Origin of the sequence: Rothia endophytica (assembly GCF_928381505.1) — a bacterium.
GTDB classification, from domain to species: Bacteria; Actinomycetota; Actinomycetes; order Actinomycetales; family Micrococcaceae; genus Rothia; species Rothia endophytica_A.
Window position 1 is genome coordinate 182658 of sequence record NZ_CAKMSJ010000004.1, and the last position, 22025, is coordinate 204682.

Here is a 22025-nt window from a genome sequence, read left to right on the forward strand (position 1 = left end):
TGCGAGCGAGCGTTAAGGGCCTCGTCTTTGGCTCATTTTCCCTTAGGACTTCTACCCTTAGCATGTCTTCCGCGTGTTGGTCAGTAAACTGAGCATTGGTGCGGTAGAACTAACCTAGAAGGTTAAACCCCCGTGCTAAGGAGTACCCCGTGAAGATCCTGCTGACCGGCGCCACCGGCTACATTGGCCAGAACCTCATGAAGCGGCTCAAAGACCGCCACCACATCGTCGCCATTTCCCGCAGCACTGAGGGCAAAGAAGACGAACCCAACGTCACCTGGAAAAGCGCCGATCTTTTCGACCCCCAGCAGGTCAGCGATGTCATGGAAGGGGTGGAGCTCGCCATCTACCTGGTGCACTCCATGCAACCACAAGCCAAGCTGACCCAGGCGTCCTTCGAAGACATGGATGCCCTGCTGGCAGACAACTTTGCCCGCGCCGCCGCCAAGCATAAGGTGGGGCGCATCGTCTATCTCAGCGGCATCATCCCGCAGGACGGAAAGAAACTCTCCCGCCACCTGCGCAGTCGCCTGGAATGCGAGAAAATTCTGGGCTCCTACCATGTGCCCGTGACTACTCTCCGTGCCGGTCTGATTGTGGGACCGGAAGGTTCATCCTTCCCCATTCTGCAGTCTCTGGTCGAACGTCTACCGGGCCTGGTAGTGCCCAAGTGGGCTTATAACCGCACCGACCCCGTGGCGCTCCAAGACGTCATGGACGCCTTCGAAAAGATCATTGAATCGGATGAATTCGGCCAGCAAGCCATCGACATCGGCGGCCCCCAGGAGATGAACTACAAGGACCTCTTCGCCCAGACCGCTGAGGTCATGGGCAAGAAACTGCCCATGGTAGACCTGCCCATCATCCCCGTTTGGCTCTCCAAAGCCTGGGTCACCCTGATTTCTAACAAGCCCAAAGAAATGGTTACCCCCCTGCTCGAAAGCCTGGTGCACAGCATGGTGGTTACCGATGAGCACTATGTCGAGGGCATCTCCAACGCCCCCACCAGCTTCAAAGACAGCGTGAAGGCCGCGCTCAAGGATCAGAAGCCGCAGAAATTCACTCTCTCCCACTTGCCCCTGCCCTTCATCGGAGGTAGGTCAGGTTCTGACCGTAACGATGTGAAGTCTATTCAGCGCGTCACCGTGCCGCAGGGGTGGACAGCGCGGCGTACCGCGGACTACTACCTCACCTGGCTAGAGCGCAGCAGTTTTGGTCTAATCAACACCGATATCACGGATCATGATGCCCAGGTCAGGCTTCCTTTTACCAGTAAGCCCCTGCTGGTGCTGAAGAAGCCCGCCGCGGCGGCCTATGAGGATTTTGCCACCTACCTGATTGCCGGTGGACGCCTGGCGCTGGCCCGTGATGACAGCCGGGCACGCCTGTCCTTCCGCCAGGTGCTGGACACCAACCAGGTTATTATCGCCATCCACGAGTTTGAACCAGCCCTGCCCTGGCGCGTCTACAGCCTAACTCAGGCCCGTTTGCACCTGCTGGTTATGACTGCTTTTGGCTACGAAGTCAAAGCGCTGGCAGCGGTAGAGCGCTGGCGTCAAGACGGCATCATCCCCGAGGCTTTCAACAACTGTCTAGAACGTCTCATGGGCGCACCCGCCCCGCAGGGCACCAACTAAACCTTCAACCCTTCACCTCTATTTCTGATAAGGAGACCCGATGAAATTCCTTCCAGCACTCGCCCTCAGCAGTGCGGCAGTTACCGTCACGGCCGCCGTCGGTTCCCTGGTGACCACACCGGATGACCTCTGGTACAAGGCGCTCAAGAAGCCCTCCTTCCAGCCGCCCGCCCTTGCGTTCCCTATCGCCTGGACGGCGCTTTACGCCAGTATTGCCGCTGCATCTACTCAGGTGCTGACCGCTGAAACCCCGGCACCTAACACCGTGCAGCCTGCCGGTGCCTGGCAGCGTGAGCAGGACGAGCTGGAACGCAAGGTGCGCAACTACAAGGTAGCCCTGGGTGCCAACCTGGTGATGAATGCCGGCTGGTCAGCGATCTTCTGGCAGGTGCGTGACTACAAACTGGCCACCGCTGAAGCTGCGCTGCTGGCGGCGTCCTCCATTGATTTGGCGCGCCGTGCCTACCAGATTAAGCCTGCCGCCGGGGCACTGCTGCTGCCCTACGCCGGGTGGACCAGCTTCGCCACCGTGCTCTCGGGCGCCATCGCCAAGCTCAACCCCTAGTCTGGGAAACTATGGGAACGAGCAATACCGATGGTCAAGAGATCAATGAAACTGCTTACCTCATGCAGTCGCCACAGAATGCGCGCCGCCTCATGGGTTCTATAAGCCGGCTCGAAGAGGGCGGAACCGCGAGAGCTGCCTCAAATACGACTGAGACAAAGGTGAAATTGACGCCCCTGCAGATTACTGTGGGCCAGGTACCCAGCCAGGAAGAACTGGTAGATCTCTACACCGCAGTCGGTTGGACTGCTTATACAGACAACCCAGCCGACCTGGTGCCTATGTGTGCCGGTAGCCTCTACCTGGCCTGCGCCCGCGATGCCTCCGGGCAACTTGCCGGGCTGGTGCGAGCCGCCGGCGATGGGGTCAGCATCAGCTACATTCAAGACCTGCTGGTCCACCCGCGCTACCAGCGCCAGGGCGTGGGCGGGCAACTGCTGGACGCCGCGCTAGAAGCCGTGGGGAACGTCCGGCAGGTCTACATCTCCACTGATACTCACGCCACCAACCAGCACGTTATCGACCTTTACCTGGCTAAGGGCTTCAAGCCTATCGGTGACTACAACTGCGTCACCCTGGCACGTTTGCACTAGCGCAGATCTGCCGAGGACCCGTGGGAAATGTGTTCAGCGTGCCAGCCAATCGTTACCCGGCACTAAGGGGTAGCGCTGACGCAGGGTTGGTTGAGCGGACGCCGGTGGCACGTAAACCCAGGCAAGGTGCTTTGCCCCATCTTCGGTGGTGACGGTCAGCTGCACCCGGTTATAGAGGTTGCCATCGTGAATAGGACGCCGCGGGTCGGTGCCCTCTAACGCGTCAAGGCGGGCTGCGGTGCTGGCCCAGTCGGCAGAATCTACAAAAACCAGGGTGCCCTGAACTAGCGGGGTGCCGGCGTCCTGCCCGGTCACGTCCTGAACGGTAGGCATTGCAAGGATGTAGGGGTAGCTACCGTTGGTGACCATCTCAAAACCAGCTAAGACGGCGGGCAGATGGGTGCGCCGTGCCTGCCCAAAAACGTGCTCATTACTGCCGCCGGGGCGCAGCGTGCCATAGACAAAAACCGGAAGGTGCTCGATCATAGCCCCATTCTAAGGTCGAGCGAAGATGAGAGTACCCGCTTTGTTTTGAAAGTACCCGCCAAAGTGAGTACTTTCAAAACAAAGCGGGTACTCTCACCAGGAACCAGCAGACTAGCGCTCCGCCAGCACCTGCGCGATAGCGTCCAGCGCTTCTTCGTTCTGCAGGGAGGACACATCGCCCAACTCCCGACCCTGGTAGAGCTCGCCCAGCAGGCGGCGGGTAATCTTGCCCGAGCGGGTCTTGGGAATATCAGCTACCGCCACCACGTCCTTAGGTTTGGCAATGGGGCCAATAGCGTGGCGGACGTGCTCCAGCAGTGCCGCTTTCAGATCCTGTGCGCTCAGTGCCCGCCCAGCCTCAGACAGGGTCACGTAGGCGACCGCCTGGTGGCCGGTCAGCTCATCCTCCACCGGGCAGACACCCGCCTCCACCACGGCCTCGTGGGTGACCAGGGCAGACTCAATCTCAATGGTAGAGAGGCGGTGGCCGGAAATATTAATAACGTCGTCAATGCGGCCCAGGATGTAGGTATCGCCCAGCTCATCGGTCTTAGCGCCGTCGCCAGCCAAAAACCAGCCGCGCTCGCCAAAGTGCCGCCAGTAGGAATCCAGGTAGCGCTGGGGGTTGCCCCAGACCGTACGAGCCATGGACGGCCCAATTTTATCCACCACAATGAAGCCCTGCTCACCGGGCGCTACATCCTGCCCCGCCTCGTCCACCACGCGGGTTGAAATGCCGGGCACACTGCGGGTGGCGCAGCCAGGCTTGGGCTCCAGGGAGGTGCCAGGCACCTGCCCGGGCGCCGCGAACCTGCCCGCCGGGGCAAACTGGGGGTCGTGCGGGCGCGGGGAGCAGACCGTTGAGCCGGTCTCTGACTGCCACCAGGTATCAATGAAGGACGCGGTGCCGCCGCCCACGTGGGTGCGCAACCAGCGCCAGGCTTCGGGGTTAATAGATTCCCCTACCGACCCCAGCAGGCGCACCGATGAGAGGTCGTACTTGCCAGCGGGTGGTCCATCCGGGAAGGCACCCATCAGCGAGCGAATCAGGGTGGGGGCGGTGTAGTAGTTGGTCACGCGATAGCGCTCGATAATCTCAAAGTGGCGCTCAAAGGTGGGGGTGTTGGGGGTGCCCTCGTAAATGACCTGGCTGACGCCGCCCAGCAGCGGCCCGTAAATTTCGTAGGTGTGGGCGGTGACCCAGGCAAGGTCGGCAGTACACCAGTGCACGGTGTCGCGGACGCGGGCGGGGTCGTTGGTGGCCGCCAGTTCATCGACGCGCAGGGTGCCGTCCGCTCCCGTGGTTTCAGGCAGCAGGTCAAAGAGCAGGGCGTGGGTGTAGGCGGTCTGGGTTAGGTAGCCGCCGGTAGTGTGCACCAGGCCTTTGGGCTTGCCCGTGGTGCCGGAGGTGTAGATGATGAAGAGCGGGGTCTCAGCGTCAAAGAACTCGGGGGAGTGGGTCTCAGGCAGACCCTCGATGAGCTCGTGGTACCAGACGTCGCGGCCCGGCGTCCAGGGCACAGCGGCCCGTGCTTGGTCGGTGCCAGCCGTGCGATCCACCACGATGATGTGCTCAATCTGGTTCTCACCGGAGCACGCCTCATCGGCGTTCACTTTGACCGGTACGACCGAGCCGCGGCGATTCTGCCCGTCGGTGGTGATGAGTACCTTGGCGCCGGTGTCCTCAACGCGGAAGCGCAGCGCCTCGGCTGAGAAGCCACCGAAGACCAGGGAGTGAATAGCGCCGATGCGGGCGCAGGCCAGGGTGAAAATCACCGTTTCAGGGATAACTGGCAGGTAGATGACGACCCGGTCACCCTTGGTGACGCCCAGTTTTTCTAGGCCGTGGGCGGCGCGGGCGACGCGACGCTGTAACTCGGCGTAGGTAATGGCCTGGCGGTTGCCGGGTTCCCCCTCAAAGAAGAGCGCCACTTTATCACCGCGGCCGGCCTCAACATGGCGGTCTACGCAGTTGTAGGAAGTATTGAGCGTCCCACCCTCAAACCAGCGAATCTGCGGCACCGTGAACTGCTCTACACCCTCAGGATTGGTGCCCAGGCTCTGGGGTTTTATGAAGGTGTGAGCCTTCTGCCAGGTGGTTTCCCAATGCAGGCGCTGCGCCTGTGCCTCCCAGAAAGCGACGCGGGCGGCGTCGGATTCGTGCGCTGGGTTAGGTGTGGGGTTCGCGGGATTGGTGTAGGTGAAGGTGGCAGGTGCGCCCAAGGGGTTCTCCCATCGGTAGCTGGCAGTAGCACCGGCGCCTCATTTAAACCTGCCCCCCTTGTTCCAAGCTCAAGTGCTTTGACGGTGGGGGCTGGTATGGCGTGGTTGCTGCGATCGTTGGCGAGCCAGGTCTCTGAAATCGCTCTGGATGGTTTGCGTGCCCTTCCAGCTTAAAGCCCGCCTGGGTGGCTGCTCTAACCGTGACGCCCCTTAACGTTTGTGACGCTCCGTGACAGCCCGCCGTCCGCCGGCGCCTCTCACCCGATGTAACCCAAAGCTTCACGGGCATGAAGTAAGAACATGCCCGTGAAGTCTCGGCTTACATCGGGTGGCCGGGGGTCTAGTTAGAGGGGAAGCGCGTCTTGACCCAGCGTTCAAAGGCGCCCAGAGCCAGGTCGGTCAGCTTACCCAAAATTGCGAGCAGGACGATAGCCAGCAGCAGGCGGTCGGTGCGGCCGTTGTTCTGGGAGTCAGTGAGTAAGAACCCCAGCCCCATGGACGCACCTAGCAGCTCAGCTGCCACCAGGAAGAGCCAGGCCTGAGCGAGGGCCAGACGCAGCCCTGAGACCACCGCGGGCAAAACCGCCGGTAGCTGAACCGTAGTGAAGAGACCCAGCCCGCGGATGCCGAAGGTGCGGGCAGCTTCAACCAGTTTGGGGTCCACATGGGAAAGCGCGGCTGAGACGGTGGTATAGACCGGGAAAAACGCACCGATGGCGATGAGAGTGACCTTTGAGTTCTCACCGATGCCAATCCATAGCAGCAACAGGGGAACCCAGGCCAGAGAGGGAACAGCGCGTAGCGCCCCAATGGTGGGGGCCGCGAGCAGGTTAGCCCAGCGGGAGAGGCCCACCCAGGCACCCAATGCCAGGCCCAAGAGGGCACCGATGGTGAAACCAAGGAGGACACGCTGGGTTGAGATCGCAATGTGTATTCCCAGCTGGCCGCGTCCAAGAAGGTCAAGGGCTGCTGCAACCACCCTAGATGGTGCGGGCAACTGGACGGCGCTGAACACCCCGGTCAAGCTCAGGTACTGCCAGAGCGCCAGCAGAGTGAGAGGAAGCAGAGCGCCTAACCAGGGCAGCCAGCGGTTGCCCCGGGTGCTCAGTTGCACGGGCCGTGAGGACGCCCCCGCCCGGCTACGTGCTACTCGCTTAGTTTCGGAGGGGCGGGTATCAGTGGCTGGAAGCAAGGACATGGCTATTCACTCACCAGCGTCGAGATACGTGCAGGGTCAGCCTTGGTGGCAAACGAATCGTGGATGAGACTGCCCAAAGCGGAGTCCACATCAGCCTGGGTGGCGACGTCCCCGGACTCAACCAGGTAGGGGCCAACCCTTGTCAGCACGGTGCGCTGGGCCTCCCCGGGTATGTTATCAATGTCTAGATTGGTTCGTTCCCAGACGGTGCGTGCGGTTTCTAGCGTGACACCTGATTCATCCGCCAGAATCTGAATGGCCTCATCTTCGTTAGCTAGAGCCCACTCGCGGGCGTACTCGTAGGTATCAACAATGGTCTGAGCAGACTCGGGATCAGAAGCGATGAAGTCCTCAGTAGCGTTCAAAAAGCCGTAGGTATTGAAGTCAACGTTGCGGTAGAAGAGGATGTTTCCGTCTTCAATTTCAGTGCCCGCCATGATGGGGTCTAGCCCGCTCCAGGCATCCACCGAGCCCTTGGTGAGAGCGGTGCGGCCGTCAGCGTGCTGGAGCTGCTCGATCGTGACATCCTGCGGTGAGACATTGTTTTCTTCAAGTGCCTGGAGCAGGAAGAAGTAGGGGTCGGTACCCTTGGTGACTGCAACTGACTTACCGGCCAAGTCTGCAACCGAGGTGATACCGGAGTCGGGGGTGGTGACCAGAGCAGCCCATTCAGGCTGGGAGTAGAGGTCAATCACCTGAATGGGGGAGCCGTTCGACCGCGCAAGGAGCGCCGCTGACCCGGCGGTTGAGCCGACGTCAAGAACCCCAGACCGCAGAGCCTCATTAGCTTTATTCGATCCCGCTGACTGCACCCATTCCACGGTCTTACCCTCATCGTGGAGAGCTGTCTCTAGCCACCCTTTTTCCTTAATGATGAGGGAGAGCGGGTTATAGGTGGCGTAGTCGACAGTGATTGTGGTGTCCGCGGCTGAGGCTGAGACTGAGGCCTCAGGGGTTGCGTTTTCACCTGCCAGGCAGCCGGTCAGTAGCAGGGTGCCAGCGGCCAGGAGGGAGGAGGATTGGGCGAAACGAGAAAAGATTGACACGGGGTTTCCTTGAAATTTCGTAGTGTGTAGGTGCAAGAAGCAAGGGCCAGGTGGGGTAGATACCCGGTAAAGGAGAGGGCTGGTACTTAGTGCTCTTCGACGCCGAGCTCAGCCAGCAATTCTTTGCGCAGCAAAGCGAGGTCTAGATCCCCGCGATCACGGGGCCGGTGCCCGGGCACCTCAACCGTTCGGGTAATAGTGGCAGGCGAGTGCGGATCAGATGTGCCTAGCACAATCACGCGATCTGATAGGTAAAGAGCTTCTTCCACATCGTGGGTAACCAATAGGATGGTTGCGGGGTCCTGAGCATGAATATCCAGCAGCAGATCCTGCATTTTGATACGCGTCAGGGCATCCAGCGCACCAAAAGGCTCATCGAGCAGAAGGACGCCGGGGTTACGTGCTAGCGCTCTCGCCAGGGATGCCCGCTGCGCCATGCCTCCTGAAATCTCGCGAGGGCGATGCGCCGCATAATCCCCCAACCCCACCAACCGCAAGAGGGCATCAACATGCTGCCGGGCGTCGTCCTTAGGAGTGCCCTTGGGTAGCCCCAGAGCCACATTCTTAGCAATAGACCGCCAGGGCAAAAGCCTGGGCTCCTGAAACCCAATAGCTACTCGTGAATCTAGGCCACGAACGGCAGCGCCGTCGATGGTGACCTCACCCGCGCTGGCTGCTTCCAAACCAGCCGCTACACGCAGCAGCGTTGATTTACCGCAGCCTGAGGAACCAATAATCGAAATAATCTCACCCGGATAGGCGGTGAACGAAACATTTTCGAGGACCGTATGGACTGCCCCGCGCTCGCCGGCGAAGCTCTTAGCGACGCCCGAGAAATTGATTTCGCAGGCGGTGAGGGTGTGCTGTAGCGTGAGTGCGCTCATTGCTTTCTCCATCGTTTCTTGGCGTTAGCACCGGCCCCTGTTGCGGGAGGTTGCTGCGACGTCGTGGAGCCAAGTCTCTCGGTCGCTCTGGATGGTTATCGGTGGTTTCAGCCTAAGGGTACGGTGCTGGCAAATCTAGCCTGTGACGCCCCTTAACGTTTGTGACGCTTCGTGACGCCCAGCCGTCCGCGGCCCCTCTCACCCGATGTAGCCCAAAGCTTCACCGGCATGAAGTAAGAACACGCCCGTGAAGTTTTGGCTTACATCGCTGGGCTAAAAACCGGAAACCTGCTGAAAGTTATCCACAGATTCATAAAACCGCTTGCCATGTCACTTTTCCAGGGGAAGAGTCGCCCCATGCAGCACTTTTTCAACAGCATCAAAACGGCAGCTGAGCTTCGTCATGCTGGCTGGTCATCCGCGAATATTACCCGGACCAGCAGAAAAGGGACGCTCTTCCGCATCAATAGGGACGCCTACGTGGAGGTCTCAACCTGGAACAGCTGGGACGTCCGCAGCCAGTGTCTTGCCAGGCATGTGGCTTTTATGAAAACTCGCCGCCGCTATGTACTGAGCCATATCTCGGCGGCTCTCTGGTGGGGTGCACCAGTGCTCAGGCTTCCTCAAAAGATTTGGGTGAGCCATCCTAGCTCGACGGTGAGGTCAGGCGGCGACGTTCGCGTCAGCCGTGACAGAGGCAAGGTTTGTTCAGAAGCCTTCTTCCACCAGGGAGCCTTCCTGACCGGTCCTCTGCAAACTGCTGTAGATTGCGCTCTGACGTTACCGGTGGTTGACGCCCTTTGTATTGCTGATTATTTCTTGCACAGGGGTGTGATGGGGGTGGCTGAATTTGAACAGGAACTAACCGTTATGAGCTGTAACGGGATTCGTAACGCCCGGGAGGTAGCCCGGCTGATGAGTGGGCACGCAGAGTCACCTGCCGAAACCGTTACGCGGTATCGCATCAAGATGTGGGGATTTGTTGATCCGCAGGAACAGGTAACCGTCAGAGTAAATGGGTTTGCTTACAGGCCTGATTTTGTGTGGGAGAAAGAGCGGGTCATTCTTGAGGTCGATGGTGGGGTCAAATATTCAGGAGCTTATGGTGACCCTGCTCAGGTAATTCGCCAGGAGAAACGGCGCCAGCGAGACCTCGAGAAGTTGGGGTATAGGGTGGTGCGCGTGCTGTGGGAGGACGTCGTCCACACCCCGGAGAACCTGCGGGCTCTACTGGTGAACGCGGGGGTTCCTCAGAGAGAACCTGCGATGTAAGCCATAACTTCACTGGCATGTTCTTACTTCATGCCAGTGAAGTTTCGGGCTACATCGGACGCCCGGGCATCGTAACAGAACTCAACACGGTTCACAGTGTGAAACAGAGTCCTCAAACCTTGCCCCAGCGCCCCCTCACCTGGTTAGACTAAAAACACGATCATGAGACCCAACGCTAAGCTCTGGCTCGTTGGGCGGCAACCCTCTCCCGTAGCGGGGTGCCCCAGATGAAGATCCGGCAGATAACTGCAAGTACGGCGCAACCAGGCGCCACCTTCACAAGAGGCTAGGCGCCATTTTGCTACCGCTAGCCAGGCACGGGGTGTGAGGGGTCAACCCGAAAGGCACCGGCTCATGACCGAGAAGAAGCGCATCGTCGTCAACGCGTTTGAAATGACCACCACCAGCCACCAGAGCTTCGGCACCTGGCGCCACCCCCGCAACCGCGCCGATGAATACAACACCATCGAATACTGGACTGACCTGGCAAAAGTCTGTGAGAAGGGCCTCTTTGACGCTATCTTCATCGCTGACGTGGTGGGCGTATACGACGTTTACAACAACTCGGTTGCCGATGCCCTGCGCGACGGCGCTCAGGTTCCGGTGAATGACCCTTTCCTGCAGATTTCAGCCATGGCAGCAGTCACCAAGAACATTGGCTTCGGCGTCACGGCAGCTGCGACCTTTGAACAGCCCTACACTCTGGCCCGCCGCTACACCACCCTTGACCACCTGACCCGCGGCCGGGTGGGCTTCAACGTGGTGACCAGCTACCTGACATCCGCCGCTGAGAACCAGGGCCTGCCCGCCCAGATTCCGCACGATACCCGCTATGAGATTGCAGATGAGTTCTTGGATGTCTGCTACAAGCTCTGGGAGGGCTCCTGGGAGGACGGCGCAGTGCTGCGCGACCGCGAGAAGGGCATCTTCGCTGACCCCACCAAGGTGCACCCCATTGAGCACAAGGGCAAGCACTTTACCGTGCCCGGTATTGCTCTCTCTGAGCCGTCGCCCCAGCGCACCCCGGTCATTTTCCAGGCGGGTGCCTCATCGCGCGGCCAGCAGTTTGCTGGGAAGCACGCCGAGGCTATTTTCATCACCGCCTTGCGCCCCCACCTGACCAAGGTGCTGACCGGCCGCATTCGTGACGCGGTTGAAGCAGCGGGCCGTAACCGCGATGACGCCAAGATTCTCGCCATGCTCTCGGTGGTGGTTGATGAGACCGACGAGAAGGCGCAGGCAAAGTTCGAGGAGTATAAGAAGTACGCCAACCTGGAAGCCTCCCAGGCGATTATCGGTGGCTGGAGCGGTGTAGATCTCTCCCAGTTCGATGAGGACGAGGCGCTTAAGTACGTTGAGACCGAGTCCATCCAGTCCTTCCTGACCCCCTTTACCTTGCAGTCTAAGGATCGCGAGTGGACTCGCTACGAGATCGCCGAGCACTGCGCCACCGGCGGCATGGGCGAGGTCATCGTGGGTTCACCCCAGACCGTTGCCGATGAGCTAGAACGCTGGATCGACGAGGGTGGCCTGGACGGCATCAACCTTGCCTACCATGTTTCCCCGGGTTCTTTCGAAGACTTTGTGGAATTCGTTGTGCCCGAGTTGCAAAAGCGCGGCCGCTACCGCACCGCCTACGAGGGCTCCACCTTGCGCGAGAACCTCTTTGGCGAGGGCGTCACCAAGGTGGCAGACACCCACCCGGCGGCAGCCTATCGCGGTGCTTACGCGGGTAAGCGCAGCGCGGCGGACGGTAATGTGCGCTAGGGCAAGCTGACCGGGACGTACCGAGCGTCCTTAGAAGCCAAAGAGGAACCTTCAAAAGCACGGCCTTAGACCGCACTTTTGAAGGTTTCTTTTGCTTTGTCCACCAGTCCCCAGCTGCCCCTCGCACAGCAGGAGAGAAGGCCGGCGTCATCTTTGGTGTTCAGAGGGCTAAAGTGTGCGAGTATAGCTAGTACTAAGATGTGTACTTACTACTGAGAGTGGGTTGCCGTGTCAGATCCCTTTCCGCATACTCAGCAGCCGCCGACGGTTGCCCTGGTACTTGCCGGTGGCCGGGGTAGTAGGCTCTCGCCGCTGACCGACCACAGATCTAAGCCGGCTATCCCTTTCGCAGGCATTTACCGCATGATTGATGTTGCCCTGTCTAATCTGGCGCACTCTGGTTTGCGCCATGTGTGGGTGGTGGAGCAGTACCAGCCTTTCACCCTCAACCAGCATCTTGCCGGCGGACGCCCTTGGGACCTTGACGGTACCCGTGATGGCTTGCGCATTCTGCCGCCGGTTCAGGGTCATGCTGTGGATGGTTTTGCCAGCGGTAACGGGCACGCTTTGTATCAGCAGGTGCCTCTGCTGGAATCGGTGGGTGCACGGAACGTGATAGTGATGAGCTCAGACCACCTCTATCAGCTTGATCTGCGCCCGGTCCTTGAGCAGCACGATGAGCTTGGCTCTGACCTCACCATTGTGACGACCGAGATTGATGAGGGCGCCTCCCGTTACGGGGTGGTGCGCACTGATGGTCAAAAGGTAGTTGCTTACGACTACAAACCAAAGGCTCCAGCGTCGCAGAAGGTTGCCACTGAGATCTTCATCTTCTCGGTGACCGCCCTTCGACGCTCTCTGGATGCCCTGTTAGAGGGCGTCGACCGAGCTGATACCGACGCCGTGGGTGAGACTCTAGGGGACTACGGCGAGACTCTCATCCCACACCTGGTTCAGCACGGTGCCGTGCACGAGTTTCTCATGGAGGGGTACTGGAAGGATGTGGGCACCGTTGACGCCTACTACCGTGCCCACATGGATTTATTAGAGGGTAAAGGGCTCCAGCTGGACGCCCCGGGCTGGGCTATTATTCCCCATCCAGACCCTTACGCGCCGGCCTATATCGCCCCCACTGCGCAAGTTCAGGGGTCTTTGGTGGCACACGGGGCGAGAGTCCACGGCCGCGTGGAGCACAGCGTCATCGGCCCCGGTGTCACTGTAGAGGCAGGAGCGGTGGTTGAGCGCAGCATCATCATGGGCGATGCTCTGATCCCGGCCTGTTCACACCTGCGGGCTGTCATTGTGGACGTTGGCGCGAAGGTGCCAGCCGAGCAGATTGGGCAGATCAAACCCGGGCCGGGCAATATCACTGTATTGGCGCATCAGGTGAGCGGTGAAGGGCACCGTTTTGATGGTGAGGCAGTCGCCCCTGCCTAAGTAGCTACCCCTGCTGAGCCAGCAGGGGTGCTAGAGCAGGGCGCTCCACAGCCGGCATACGTTCTCGGTAACCTTCTGGTAAACGGGGCGGTTGACCCACTCGTCGTAGCGAAGCTCTTTGCATTCAGAGATGTAGTCACTGGCAATACGCTCAAGTTCAGAGACCATGCCCCTGTCCACGATGAAGGTGGAAACCTCAAAGTTGAGGGCGAAGGAGCGGGGATCCATGTTGGAGGAACCGATGAAAGTTATTTCATCGTCCACGATCATGAACTTGGAATGTAGGACGGTGGGGCCGGGGTACTGCTGAATCTTGATCCCGGCGCGCAGTAGCTGCTCATAGTAGGAGCGCTGGCCCATGATGGGCAAGAATTGGTCACCCTTTTCACACACGATGAGAGTGACCTCGATGCCGGACATCGCCATGTTGGTCAGTGCCTGCAAGAGGGTTTCTTCTGGTACGAAGTAGGGAGAGCAGACAGTGACGCGCTCTTCAGCGTTGTAGATCAGGTGGTTGATCAGACGTAGGTTATTTTCGGTTTCAAACCCGGGGCCTGAGGGCACAATTTGCGCTAAGGGACGCTGGTTGATGGTCACCTTGGTTTCGTTGATGATGCTGACGTCAATTTCTGAGAGCAATAGCTCTTTGGTTTCTGCGTACCAGTCCGAGACGAACACAGCGTTGAGCTGGTGAACTACGGGGCCGGTGCAGAAGTAGGAGAGATCTTCCCAATCCAACCCTTTACGGAGATTGCTCTTTAGGTTGTAGGAGCTGTGAATAGCGTTCTGGGAGCCCGCGAAAGCAACCTCACCATCGATGACCACGATCTTACGGTGGTTGCGTAGATCGGGGCGTTGCCACTGACCCTTCCAGGGTTTGAGGGGCAGCATGAGACGCCAGGGCACCCCTGCCGCAGTGAGTTTGCGCCGTAGCTCCTTCCACCGCGGGTACTTTCGGGCGCCGATGTGATCAATAAGCACGCGCACGCTCACCCCGCGCTCGTGGGCACGCACCAGCGAGTCCCAGACAGGCTCTGTGGTGGAGTCTAGTGCGGTGATGTAGAACTCGAAGTGGACGTAGGTAGTTGCTTTGTCGATCTGTTCAGCAAGCTCTGCCAGGGCGTCGTTGTTGCTTTCGCGGAGGTCAAAGCTGTTACCACCAATGAGGGGGAGGGCTCCCAGCTTGTAATTAAGGTTGGCTGCTACGCGTGCGGGCTTAGAAATATCTACCTCGCCCAAAACAGCGTCATCACCGTCGATGACGTCTTTAATAATTTGGTTCATGGCTCGCTGGCGGCTGCGCCGGTGCTTGGGCACCAGGTTAGAGCCGAACACCAGAAAGGCAATGAGGCCTACGAAGGGAATGAAGAAGATGGCCATCAGCCAACCTAGAGCCACCACCGGTTTACGGTTGTAGGGCAACCAAAATATTACGGTCAGACGAATCAGAACATCGATAACGACCAAGGTCACCGATAGCCAGTCCGGAATATTGGGGATGTTGATGGTGGGCAAGAAAATGTTCACCCTTCTGAGTCTACCGCCAGGGAGGATGAGCGACGCTAGAGTTCGTCTGAATCTTTGAGTCCCTTGTCAATAAATGGGCAGGGATGGTGAGCGGCTAGACTGGGAGGGTGAGTAAACCTGAGAAGTCTGTGCGCCAAGCGCGCCGTGAACGCACCCATACTGCAATCCACACCGCAGCCTTGGCGCTGGTGGCTGAGAAGGGTTTGAAAGCAACCACCACTGATGAAATAGCGGCTGAAGCTCAGGTAAGCCCTCGCACCCTCTTCAATTACTTTGCGGTGAAAGAGGACGCCGTGATGGGTTTACGTGCCCCGGAACTCACCGAGCAGATTCTTGAGAAGGACGCCGCGCGTCAGCACCTTGATTTCTTCGAACGTCTCACCCATCTTCTGCTCGATATTATTGTGGCATCAGTAGATGGCCCTACTTATACGCAGGTGCATGATCTTATCTCGCGTTACCCGGAGCTGCGCTACCGCATGCGACTGCATAATCTTGAGTGCGAAAAGACCTTACAGGCATTTTTGCTCACCGTTGACTGGGCCGCTTTTAGGGCAGCTGGCCGCCGCGGTCCCTTCCCCTCTAACGCGGCCACCACCGCCTCTGCCGCTGGTGAGGAGAAAGCCAGCGCGGCCGTTCACCTTGCAACTGCCCTTTTACGGCACCTAGACTTTGTGCGCGGTGTGCCGGAGGAGGCTGAGCGCCAGCAGCTGATTAGTGAGGCTGTGCAGACCTTCCGTTACCTATTGCGCGAAGATTAAACCGCGGGCGCTGTGCCCACCTACTTTCGAAGACCGATCAGCGTCATCTCTTGTGCTCCAGCTCGCACCCTTGGGTAGAGTGGTACTGTACCCGCCGTACCAACGGCTGCGATTTTGAGGAGATTTTCGTGAAAATTCTTGTTCCTACCTCTGTCACCCTGGATGAGTCCCGCCTGGGTCTTGAGGCGGAAGACACCGTGGTGTCCTATGACCCTACCGTGAACATTGACGCTGAACACTATGACGCTGATGTGCTGATTTCTTGGGCTAACACTAATGAACAGCTCAAGGACGCCGCCACCCATCTGGAGCAGGTAGAGCTGGTGCAGGCGCTGCTGGCCGGCCCGGATCAGGCACGGGCCGCGGGCTTCCGCAAAGAGGCAGTCATTACCTCGGGGATTGGTCTTCACTCTAAGACCGTGGCGGAGCATGCTCTGGCACTGACTCTGAATTTTGTGCGCTTCTTGCCGACCCTGGCGGAGCACCAAGACCGCAGCAACTGGGCTGGTGAACTAGGCGGAGCGCAGGAGCTTCACCCGGCTGACCAGGTGACCACCCTGCTGGATGCCAAGGTCACCATCTGGGGCTTTGGCTCTATTGGCACTACTACGGCCCGCCTTTTCCAGGCGTTCGGCGCTCAGGTGACCGGTGTGGCGACCACCGCCGGTGAGCGTGAAGGGTTCCCCGTAATTGCTACCGAGGATATCGATAGCATTCTGCCCGAGACCGACATCCTGGTGATGATTCTGCCCAACTCTGATTCAACGCAGAACGCTTTGGACGCCGCGCGTCTGGCTAAGCTGCCTACCCGCGCTTACGTGATTAACGTGGGTCGCGGCCCCACCGTCAATGAGGCTGACCTGGTCGCTGCTCTCAATGAAGGCAGCATTGCTGGCGCCGGTATCGATGTAGCGGTGACTGAACCCCTGCCTGCTGATAACCCGCTCTGGGCTGCTAAGAACATTGTGATTACGCCGCACTCTGCTGGCGGCCGCCCCGTAGACCCTGAGAGCCTTATTGCGCAGAACCTGCAGGCTCTGCGTGACACCCGCGCTGGCAAGGAGGCCGACTGGCGCAACAAGATGAACTAGCTTCTCCTGCTTAATAAGAAGTGACCAGATTTTTACGATGTGTAAAGATCCGGTCACTTCTTTTTAAACGCTGAGGTGGGGTCCACCTACATCCCTCAGTACAAGAAATAAATTCCGCGTAGCTGGTCGGGGCTGGCGTGAATCGGCTTGTGAGCGAAGCGAACCGGGCGAGAGGGTCAGCTACGAGGAATTTATTTTTTGTGCACCCTTAGCTGACGACGGCGCCGGTTTCTTCGAGCAGCTTGGCGCGGAGCTCGCGGCGCTGGGTCTGAGCGTCGGGGTCAGGTAGGGGCACAGCGGCCAGCAGGCGCTGGGTGTAGACCTCGCGGGGGTGGCGCAGGATCTGTTCGCGGGGGCCTTGCTCTACGATTTCACCGCGGCGCATCACGGCGATGCGGTCGGCCAGGGCGTCGATGACGGCGAGGTCGTGGGTGACGAAGAGGCAGGCGAAGCCCATTTCGGCTTGGAGCTCTTGGAAGAGTTCTAGGACGCGTGCCTGGACGGAGACGTCCAGTGCTGAGGTGGGTTCGTCGGCGATGAGCAGCTTGGGTTTGAGGGACAGGGCGCGGGCGATGCCTACGCGCTGTTTCTGGCCGCCGGAGAGCTCGTGGGGGTAGCGGTTGCGGTAGGAGCGGGGGAGCTCCACGCGGTCCAGGAGTTCTTCGATGCGCTTTTGCAGCTCGGCACCCTTGGCGACGCCGGCGAGCATCATGGGTTCGCCGATGGATTCGCCGATGGGCAGGCGGGGGTTGAGGGAGGATGAGGGGTCCTGGAAGACCATACCGACGTCCTTGCGTACCTGGGCGAGGTTCTTGCGGGAGGGCTTGGTCATGTTCACGCCGCAGACGGACAGTTCACCTTCGGCGACGTCCAGGAAGCCTACGGTGGCGCGGCCGATGGTGGATTTACCGGAGCCTGATTCACCCACCAGGCCTAGTACTTCACCGGCACGGATTTCAAGGGTGGCGCCGGTGACGGCGCGGAAGGGCCCTACACGGCCCTGCTTGGGGTATTCCAGGGCAACGTCCTTGAGGGAGAGGATGACCTCGCCGCTGCGGGCTGGCGCTACCTTTTTGAGTATTTCGGTGGCGGGGCGGTTTTGTTCTGCAGCGTCATTGATGGCGGCGTTGACGTCGATTTCTTCGCCGCCCAGGTGCAGCACGGCGCTGAGTAGCGCCTGGGTGTATTCGTGCTGGGGGTTGTTAAAGACCTCGTGAATTTCGCCGGTTTCAACGATTTCGCCGCGGCGCATGACAGCTACACGGTCGGCGAGGTCGGCAACGACGCCCATATCGTGGGTAATCAGAATGATGGCTGAGTTCAGCTTCTTCTGCAGGTTGCGCATGAGCTGCAGGATCTCAGCCTGAACGGTCACGTCAAGAGCGGTGGTGGGTTCATCCGCAATCAGCAATTTGGGGTTGGTTGAGAGGGACTGGGCGATTATGGCGCGCTGACGCTGGCCGCCAGACATCTGGTGGGGGTAGGAGTTGAAGGCCTTGATGGGATCCGGCATTTCAACCATTTCCAGCATCTTGATAGCTTCTTCTTTCGCCTGGGCGGGAGCAATGTCTTTGTGCAGGCGTAGGGTTTCAACGATCTGGTCGCCGATGGTCATGACCGGGTTCATGGCGGTCATGGGCTCCTGGAAGATCACGGCGACTTCTTCACCGCGTACCGAGAGCAGGTCGGTGTTAGAGAGACCCACCAGCTCGCGGCCGTTGAGCTGAACGGAGCCGGTGACGCGGGCGTTCTTGGGCAGCAGTCCGATGGTGCCCATGGATGAGACTGATTTGCCGGAGCCTGATTCACCGACGATGGCGAGAACTTCGCCGGCGTGGACCTCGTAGTCAAGACCGATGGCTGCGGGCACCCACTGGCGGTCGACGCCGAAGTCGACGCTGAGGTCGCGAACCTTCAGCACGGGCTGTGAGCCGGTCGCTTGTACGTTTGGAGTGTTCACTGGTTTTCCCAACTCTTGTTCGTGGTGTGAGGAGGTTTGTCGTTTTATGCTGTGATAGCTATGTCTGGAAGAATACGAGACTATGAAGTCTCAGTATTTGCAGAACCCACCGGTTGTTTTCCGGGCTAAGAGCGGTCCCTGGTACACCGGCTTTGCCGTGCTAGTGGCGGTGAGCGTGCTAGTTGCGTTGGCCTTCAGCAGTGGTTTATCCGCGGTGGTGACGCGGGGTTGGTCGCTGATTTTTTTGGCCTACGCTATCTGGTACACCCTGGGGCGGTCGCATCTGGTGGTGGGGGAGGAAGACATCAGAGTAGTGAATCCTTTTTGGACCCACACCGTGAATTATGCGGCGCTGATTGATGTATCAACCCGGTATAACCTGACACTGGTGACTGCCCAGAAGCGTTACCAGGCTTTTGGTATTCCTGCCGGTGGCATGGTAGCTTCCCGCCGGGCTCGCCCGGCTGACCTTGAGCGCTTGCCTTCCATTACCTACGGTGAGGGTGGCGCGGTGCGAACCTCTGATTTACCGAACTCCCTGGCGGGGTCGGTGGCTCTGATGATTCGCGGCTACTGGCAGGAGCAGGTGGAGGCCGATGCTCTTGCCGGTGTTCCCGCTGTCTGCCGTTCTAAGGCTGACCTTCTAGGCAGCGTTCTCTTTGCTGTGCTGCTGGTGCTCGCTGTCATCGGCTTGATGATGTAGCACCAGCGTGCGGGTTCTGCTTCTCTATGTAGTTATCACGTGAAGTTGTTGTCAGCGGTGGCGGGTAGTCCGGGGGACGGCCCGCCACCGCTTTGCTGTAGCCCTGGGTTAGCCCTGGGGCGGACGCTTGTCGTCGTTAGGGTTCTGGGGGTCAAGGTCCTGGTTGATGGAGTCCGAAGTGCGTGAGCTTTCGGGGCGATCAACTTCAGCGGCAACCGAAGCGTCTACCGTGACCGCGCCAGCAGTTGCCGGTGCGGCGGAACCGTCGATACCCACACCGTTTTCGGCGGAGTGAGCGGTGCGTTCGGTAGCCTTCTTGGGGTTGAACTTCTTCTGACGTGGGTCAAAGGCATCGCGCAGACCATCGCCCACGAAGTTGATGGCCAGTGACAGAGCCAGAATGAAGAGGCCGGGGAACCAGAAGAGCCAGGGGCGGGTAGCAAAGGCTGCCTGGTTGGCTGAAATGATGGAACCCAGTGACCAGTCCGGTGCCTTGATGCCGAAGCCCAGGTAAGACAGGGCAGTTTCGGTGAGGATAGCGGTGCTCATCATCAGCGATACGTTCACGGTTACTACGCCGATGGCGTTGGGCAGGATGTGCTTGAAGATGATGCGCATATCTGATGCACCGGCCAGACGGGCGGCGTCCACAAACTCACGCTCGCGCAGGGTCAGGAACTCAGCGCGGACCAAACGAGCGAGTGAAGACCAGAAGAGCAGACCAACCACGATACCGAACATGATGGTGTTCCAGATACCGTTGAAGTAGCTACCGGCCAGCTTACCCAGCACGGCGGTGAGCAGGATGAGCGGGATGATGATAACCATGTCGGTAAAGCGCATGATGACCGCTTCAACCCAGCCGCGGTAGTAGCCAGCTAGGCCGCCGAAGAGCACACCCAGCATGGCAGCGATGCTGGTAATCAGCAGAACTACCAGCACGGTGTTTTGAGTGCCGCGCATGGTCATGGCGAAGAGGTCACGACCGGTGGCGTCCTGCCCGAACCAGTGGGTGGCATTGGGCGCACCGCCGTTGAGCACGGGCTGCATTTCGGTGTGGTTGTAGCCCCACCAGCCGGGGATGGGGCCAACGCCGATGGAGGTCAGCGCTAGCAGCAGAATCGCGATAATAACGAAAACTGAGGCTACAGCACCGGTGTTCTGGAAGAAGCGCTTGCGCACAATCTGACCCTGGGTTTTACCCACGGACTCTTGAGCGCGGATATCGACGTTAGTTTCAATCGAGCGCAGGGCGGTGGTTTCGGTGGTGGGTTCCTTATCAGCTGATACGGACCCGTTGGTGTTTTTAGTGCTCATTATGCTTTCACCCTCACGCGCGGATCGAGTGCTGAGTAGAGAAGGTCAGCAACCAGGTTGAAGACGAGCGCCATGATACCGGTGACCAAGAAGACGCCCATGACGGGGTTGGGGTCGGTGTGCGCCAGCGAATCAAGGAAGAGGGTACCCATGCCCTTGAAGGCGAAGATGCGCTCGGTGATGGCTGCACCGCCGATGATGCTTCCGATATCCATAGCGATGATGGTTGCCAGAGGAATCAGAGCGTTGCGGAAGGCGTGCTTCATCACCACGGTGCGCTCGGAGACACCCTTAGCGCGAGCGGTACGGATGTAGTCCTGGTTCATGATTTCCAGCATGGACGCACGCGAGTAGCGTGAGTAGGCTGCCAAGGAGATCAGGGTGAGGGCTACGGTGGGCAGCAGGATGTGGGTGAGCGTGTCGGTGCTCAGAATCCAGAAGTCGCCCTGCAGGTTGGGGGTTGAAGCGTTAGCGGTGGGGATGGGGCGTCCCTTAATGCGGCTGTTGCCCACGTAGTCGGGCCAGGCCTGCATGAAGCGGTCGGCAATAATCAGCAGAGCCATGGCGAGGCCGGAGAGCATACCCACGCGGGCGCCCTGGCCCTTATCGTAGCCGCCCCAGAGAAGGCCAGCTACCCAGCCCACCAGCATCATGGCCACTGCGATGATGACGACCATGAGGAAGGTTGCTTGGTTGAGGAGGCTCTGAATGGGGAAGTAGATCGCAAGACCAACGACGACCATGGTGAGACCAGCACCCAGGGCTCGGCGGTTGCGCATACCCGAGACTAAAACGGTGAAGAGCAGGGCAGCAATGACGCCAAGCGGCAGCAGGAAGGGAATACCCAGGAAGGGGTTGCTCAGCCATTCAGTGGCTGAAACGAAGATAATGAGCCCGGCGGTGAGCACGAAGCCCAACACACCCATGAGGTAGCGGGTCTTCTGCTTCCCGAAGGAGGCTGAGTACCAGAAGAGACCTGCTAGCGCAGCGATAATCAGCGTGGTCGGTATCGTAACCGTTGGGTTTCTCAAGAAGTTGTTAAAGCCAATGGCCAGGAACTCCTTGAGCAGCACTGCAATCCAGAAGGAGGGCAGGGAGAAGAAGAGGAAGCTGAGGAAGGTGATGGTGTAATCAAGGCCCGAGTACTGGCGCAGTGCTGAGACGATGCCCAGGCTGATACCAATCAGGATTGCAAGGATGGTGGAGGCAACCACCAGGGTGAGGGTCTGCAGAATTGCGTTAGAGAGCAACTGAGTGACCGGTGTACCGGCTAGGTTAGAACCGAAGTCGCACTTACCCGCGAAGCACCCTAGGATGCCACCCACCCATTTGAAATAGCGCAGGGGGGCTGGAGTGTCCAGATCGAGGAGCGCGGTGCGCTGAGCAATAAGGGCGTCCCTATTGGGTGACTGGCTGGTGCGCAGCTCTTCGAGGGGATCGCCCGCGATAGCTACGAGGTTATAAATGAGGAAGGATGCACCGAAAAGAATAAAGACCGCGGTGATCAAACGCCTCACTGAATACATGAACATGATGAATCCTGAAAGGGTTAGGGGAA

Annotated in this window: 18 protein-coding genes and 2 riboswitches; of the genes, 9 read left to right on the forward strand and 9 right to left on the reverse strand. The window is 59.3% G+C overall.

The annotated features are described in order from the left end of the window. Nucleotides 1-149: 149 nt before the first annotated feature. Genes L6990_RS06470 through L6990_RS06480 form a run of 3 tightly spaced genes read left to right on the forward strand, consistent with a single transcriptional unit; the run spans nt 150 to nt 2795 of the window. Nucleotides 150-1637: an NAD(P)H-binding protein gene (locus tag L6990_RS06470; RefSeq protein WP_237203261.1), complete on the forward strand. Its 1488-nt coding sequence runs from the start codon at nt 150-152 to the stop codon at nt 1635-1637. 40 nt (nt 1638-1677) lie between these two features. Next, nucleotides 1678-2202 (forward strand): TspO/MBR family protein, encoded by a 525-nt coding sequence (locus L6990_RS06475; protein ID WP_237203262.1) that lies wholly within the window; start codon nt 1678-1680, stop codon nt 2200-2202. An 11-nt stretch (nt 2203-2213) separates the two neighbouring features. Next, on the forward strand, nt 2214-2795 hold the full coding sequence (locus L6990_RS06480; RefSeq protein WP_237203263.1) for a GNAT family N-acetyltransferase: 582 nt from the start codon (nt 2214-2216) through the stop codon (nt 2793-2795). A gap of 33 nt (nt 2796-2828) precedes the next feature. Here L6990_RS06480 and L6990_RS06485 read toward each other — a convergent pair whose 3' ends face one another. The 5 genes from L6990_RS06485 to L6990_RS06505 all read right to left on the reverse strand — a co-directional run bounded on the left by L6990_RS06485 (nt 2829) and on the right by L6990_RS06505 (nt 8632). Further along, nucleotides 2829-3281, reverse strand: coding sequence for a gamma-glutamylcyclotransferase family protein (locus L6990_RS06485; RefSeq protein WP_237203264.1), 453 nt, complete (start codon nt 3279-3281; stop codon nt 2829-2831). Between the two features lie 111 nt (nt 3282-3392). Beyond that, nucleotides 3393-5504: an AMP-binding protein gene (locus L6990_RS06490; RefSeq protein WP_237203265.1), complete on the reverse strand. Its 2112-nt coding sequence runs from the start codon at nt 5502-5504 to the stop codon at nt 3393-3395. 340 nt (nt 5505-5844) lie between these two features. Next, nucleotides 5845-6702 carry an ABC transporter permease gene (locus L6990_RS06495; RefSeq protein WP_237203266.1) on the reverse strand — a complete coding sequence of 286 codons (858 nt, stop codon included), beginning with the start codon at nt 6700-6702 and terminating at the stop codon, nt 5845-5847. A gap of 2 nt (nt 6703-6704) precedes the next feature. After that, on the reverse strand, nt 6705-7748 hold the full coding sequence (locus tag L6990_RS06500) for an aliphatic sulfonate ABC transporter substrate-binding protein (RefSeq protein WP_237203267.1): 1044 nt from the start codon (nt 7746-7748) through the stop codon (nt 6705-6707). A gap of 86 nt (nt 7749-7834) precedes the next feature. Beyond that, complete coding sequence (locus L6990_RS06505) at nt 7835-8632, reverse strand: ABC transporter ATP-binding protein (RefSeq protein WP_237203268.1); 798 nt, start codon at nt 8630-8632, stop codon at nt 7835-7837. A gap of 5 nt (nt 8633-8637) precedes the next feature. After that, nucleotides 8638-8730: riboswitch (SAM riboswitch) on the reverse strand. Between the two features lie 259 nt (nt 8731-8989). On the opposite strand from L6990_RS06505, the gene L6990_RS06510 reads away from it, so the two are divergent. The 3 genes from L6990_RS06510 to L6990_RS06520 all read left to right on the forward strand — a co-directional run bounded on the left by L6990_RS06510 (nt 8990) and on the right by L6990_RS06520 (nt 13108). Further along, the gene (locus L6990_RS06510) at nt 8990-9904 is read left to right on the forward strand and encodes a DUF559 domain-containing protein (protein ID WP_237203269.1); all 915 of its coding nucleotides are present in this window, start codon (nt 8990-8992) and stop codon (nt 9902-9904) included. 158 nt (nt 9905-10062) lie between these two features. Then, nucleotides 10063-10165: riboswitch (SAM riboswitch) on the forward strand. Nucleotides 10166-10258: 93 nt separating this feature from the next. Then, on the forward strand, nt 10259-11671 hold the full coding sequence (locus tag L6990_RS06515; protein WP_237203270.1) for an LLM class flavin-dependent oxidoreductase: 1413 nt from the start codon (nt 10259-10261) through the stop codon (nt 11669-11671). A gap of 228 nt (nt 11672-11899) precedes the next feature. Continuing rightward, entirely contained in the window at nt 11900-13108 is a 1209-nt protein-coding gene (locus tag L6990_RS06520; protein WP_237203271.1) for a glucose-1-phosphate adenylyltransferase family protein, read from the forward strand. A 30-nt stretch (nt 13109-13138) separates the two neighbouring features. Here L6990_RS06520 and cls read toward each other — a convergent pair whose 3' ends face one another. Continuing rightward, a complete protein-coding gene (gene cls, locus L6990_RS06525) occupies nt 13139-14635 on the reverse strand; it encodes a cardiolipin synthase (RefSeq protein WP_237203272.1) in 1497 nt (498 codons plus the stop codon). A 107-nt stretch (nt 14636-14742) separates the two neighbouring features. On the opposite strand from cls, the gene L6990_RS06530 reads away from it, so the two are divergent. Continuing rightward, nucleotides 14743-15396, forward strand: a complete 654-nt coding sequence (locus tag L6990_RS06530) for a TetR/AcrR family transcriptional regulator (RefSeq protein WP_237203273.1) — start codon at nt 14743-14745, stop codon at nt 15394-15396. A gap of 128 nt (nt 15397-15524) precedes the next feature. Next, the gene (locus tag L6990_RS06535; protein ID WP_237203274.1) at nt 15525-16487 is read left to right on the forward strand and encodes an NAD(P)-dependent oxidoreductase; all 963 of its coding nucleotides are present in this window, start codon (nt 15525-15527) and stop codon (nt 16485-16487) included. A 208-nt stretch (nt 16488-16695) separates the two neighbouring features. Here L6990_RS06535 and L6990_RS06540 read toward each other — a convergent pair whose 3' ends face one another. Beyond that, nucleotides 16696-18447 carry an ABC transporter ATP-binding protein gene (locus L6990_RS06540; RefSeq protein WP_237203275.1) on the reverse strand — a complete coding sequence of 584 codons (1752 nt, stop codon included), beginning with the start codon at nt 18445-18447 and terminating at the stop codon, nt 16696-16698. An 82-nt stretch (nt 18448-18529) separates the two neighbouring features. Here L6990_RS06540 and L6990_RS06545 point away from each other — a divergent pair, with 82 nt between their 5' ends. After that, nucleotides 18530-19150, forward strand: a complete 621-nt coding sequence (locus L6990_RS06545; RefSeq protein WP_237203276.1) for a PH domain-containing protein — start codon at nt 18530-18532, stop codon at nt 19148-19150. Between the two features lie 108 nt (nt 19151-19258). Here the strand turns inward: L6990_RS06545 and L6990_RS06550 are convergent, their stop codons facing one another. Then, nucleotides 19259-20467, reverse strand: a complete 1209-nt coding sequence (locus L6990_RS06550; RefSeq protein ID WP_237203277.1) for an ABC transporter permease — start codon at nt 20465-20467, stop codon at nt 19259-19261. After that, nucleotides 20467-21999: an ABC transporter permease gene (locus tag L6990_RS06555; protein WP_237203278.1), complete on the reverse strand. Its 1533-nt coding sequence runs from the start codon at nt 21997-21999 to the stop codon at nt 20467-20469. The genes L6990_RS06550 and L6990_RS06555 overlap by 1 nt, the downstream gene beginning before the upstream one ends. Between the last annotated feature and the right edge of the window lie 26 nt (nt 22000-22025).

What these genes read in the sequence shown, in the direction of transcription:
- L6990_RS06515 (WP_237203270.1), top strand. Translation starts at nt 10,259, where the DNA reads ATGACCGAGAAGAAGCGCATCGTCGTCAACGCGTTTGAAATGACCACC.
- L6990_RS06505 (WP_237203268.1), bottom strand. Translation starts at nt 8,632, where the DNA reads ATGAGCGCACTCACGCTACAGCACACCCTCACCGCCTGCGAAATCAAT.
- L6990_RS06485 (WP_237203264.1), bottom strand. Translation starts at nt 3,281, where the DNA reads ATGATCGAGCACCTTCCGGTTTTTGTCTATGGCACGCTGCGCCCCGGC.
- L6990_RS06550 (WP_237203277.1), bottom strand. Translation starts at nt 20,467, where the DNA reads ATGAGCACTAAAAACACCAACGGGTCCGTATCAGCTGATAAGGAACCC.
- L6990_RS06510 (WP_237203269.1), top strand. Translation starts at nt 8,990, where the DNA reads ATGCAGCACTTTTTCAACAGCATCAAAACGGCAGCTGAGCTTCGTCAT.
- L6990_RS06555 (WP_237203278.1), bottom strand. Translation starts at nt 21,999, where the DNA reads ATGTTCATGTATTCAGTGAGGCGTTTGATCACCGCGGTCTTTATTCTT.
- L6990_RS06495 (WP_237203266.1), bottom strand. Translation starts at nt 6,702, where the DNA reads ATGTCCTTGCTTCCAGCCACTGATACCCGCCCCTCCGAAACTAAGCGA.
- L6990_RS06545 (WP_237203276.1), top strand. Translation starts at nt 18,530, where the DNA reads ATGAAGTCTCAGTATTTGCAGAACCCACCGGTTGTTTTCCGGGCTAAG.
- L6990_RS06475 (WP_237203262.1), top strand. Translation starts at nt 1,678, where the DNA reads ATGAAATTCCTTCCAGCACTCGCCCTCAGCAGTGCGGCAGTTACCGTC.
- L6990_RS06480 (WP_237203263.1), top strand. Translation starts at nt 2,214, where the DNA reads ATGGGAACGAGCAATACCGATGGTCAAGAGATCAATGAAACTGCTTAC.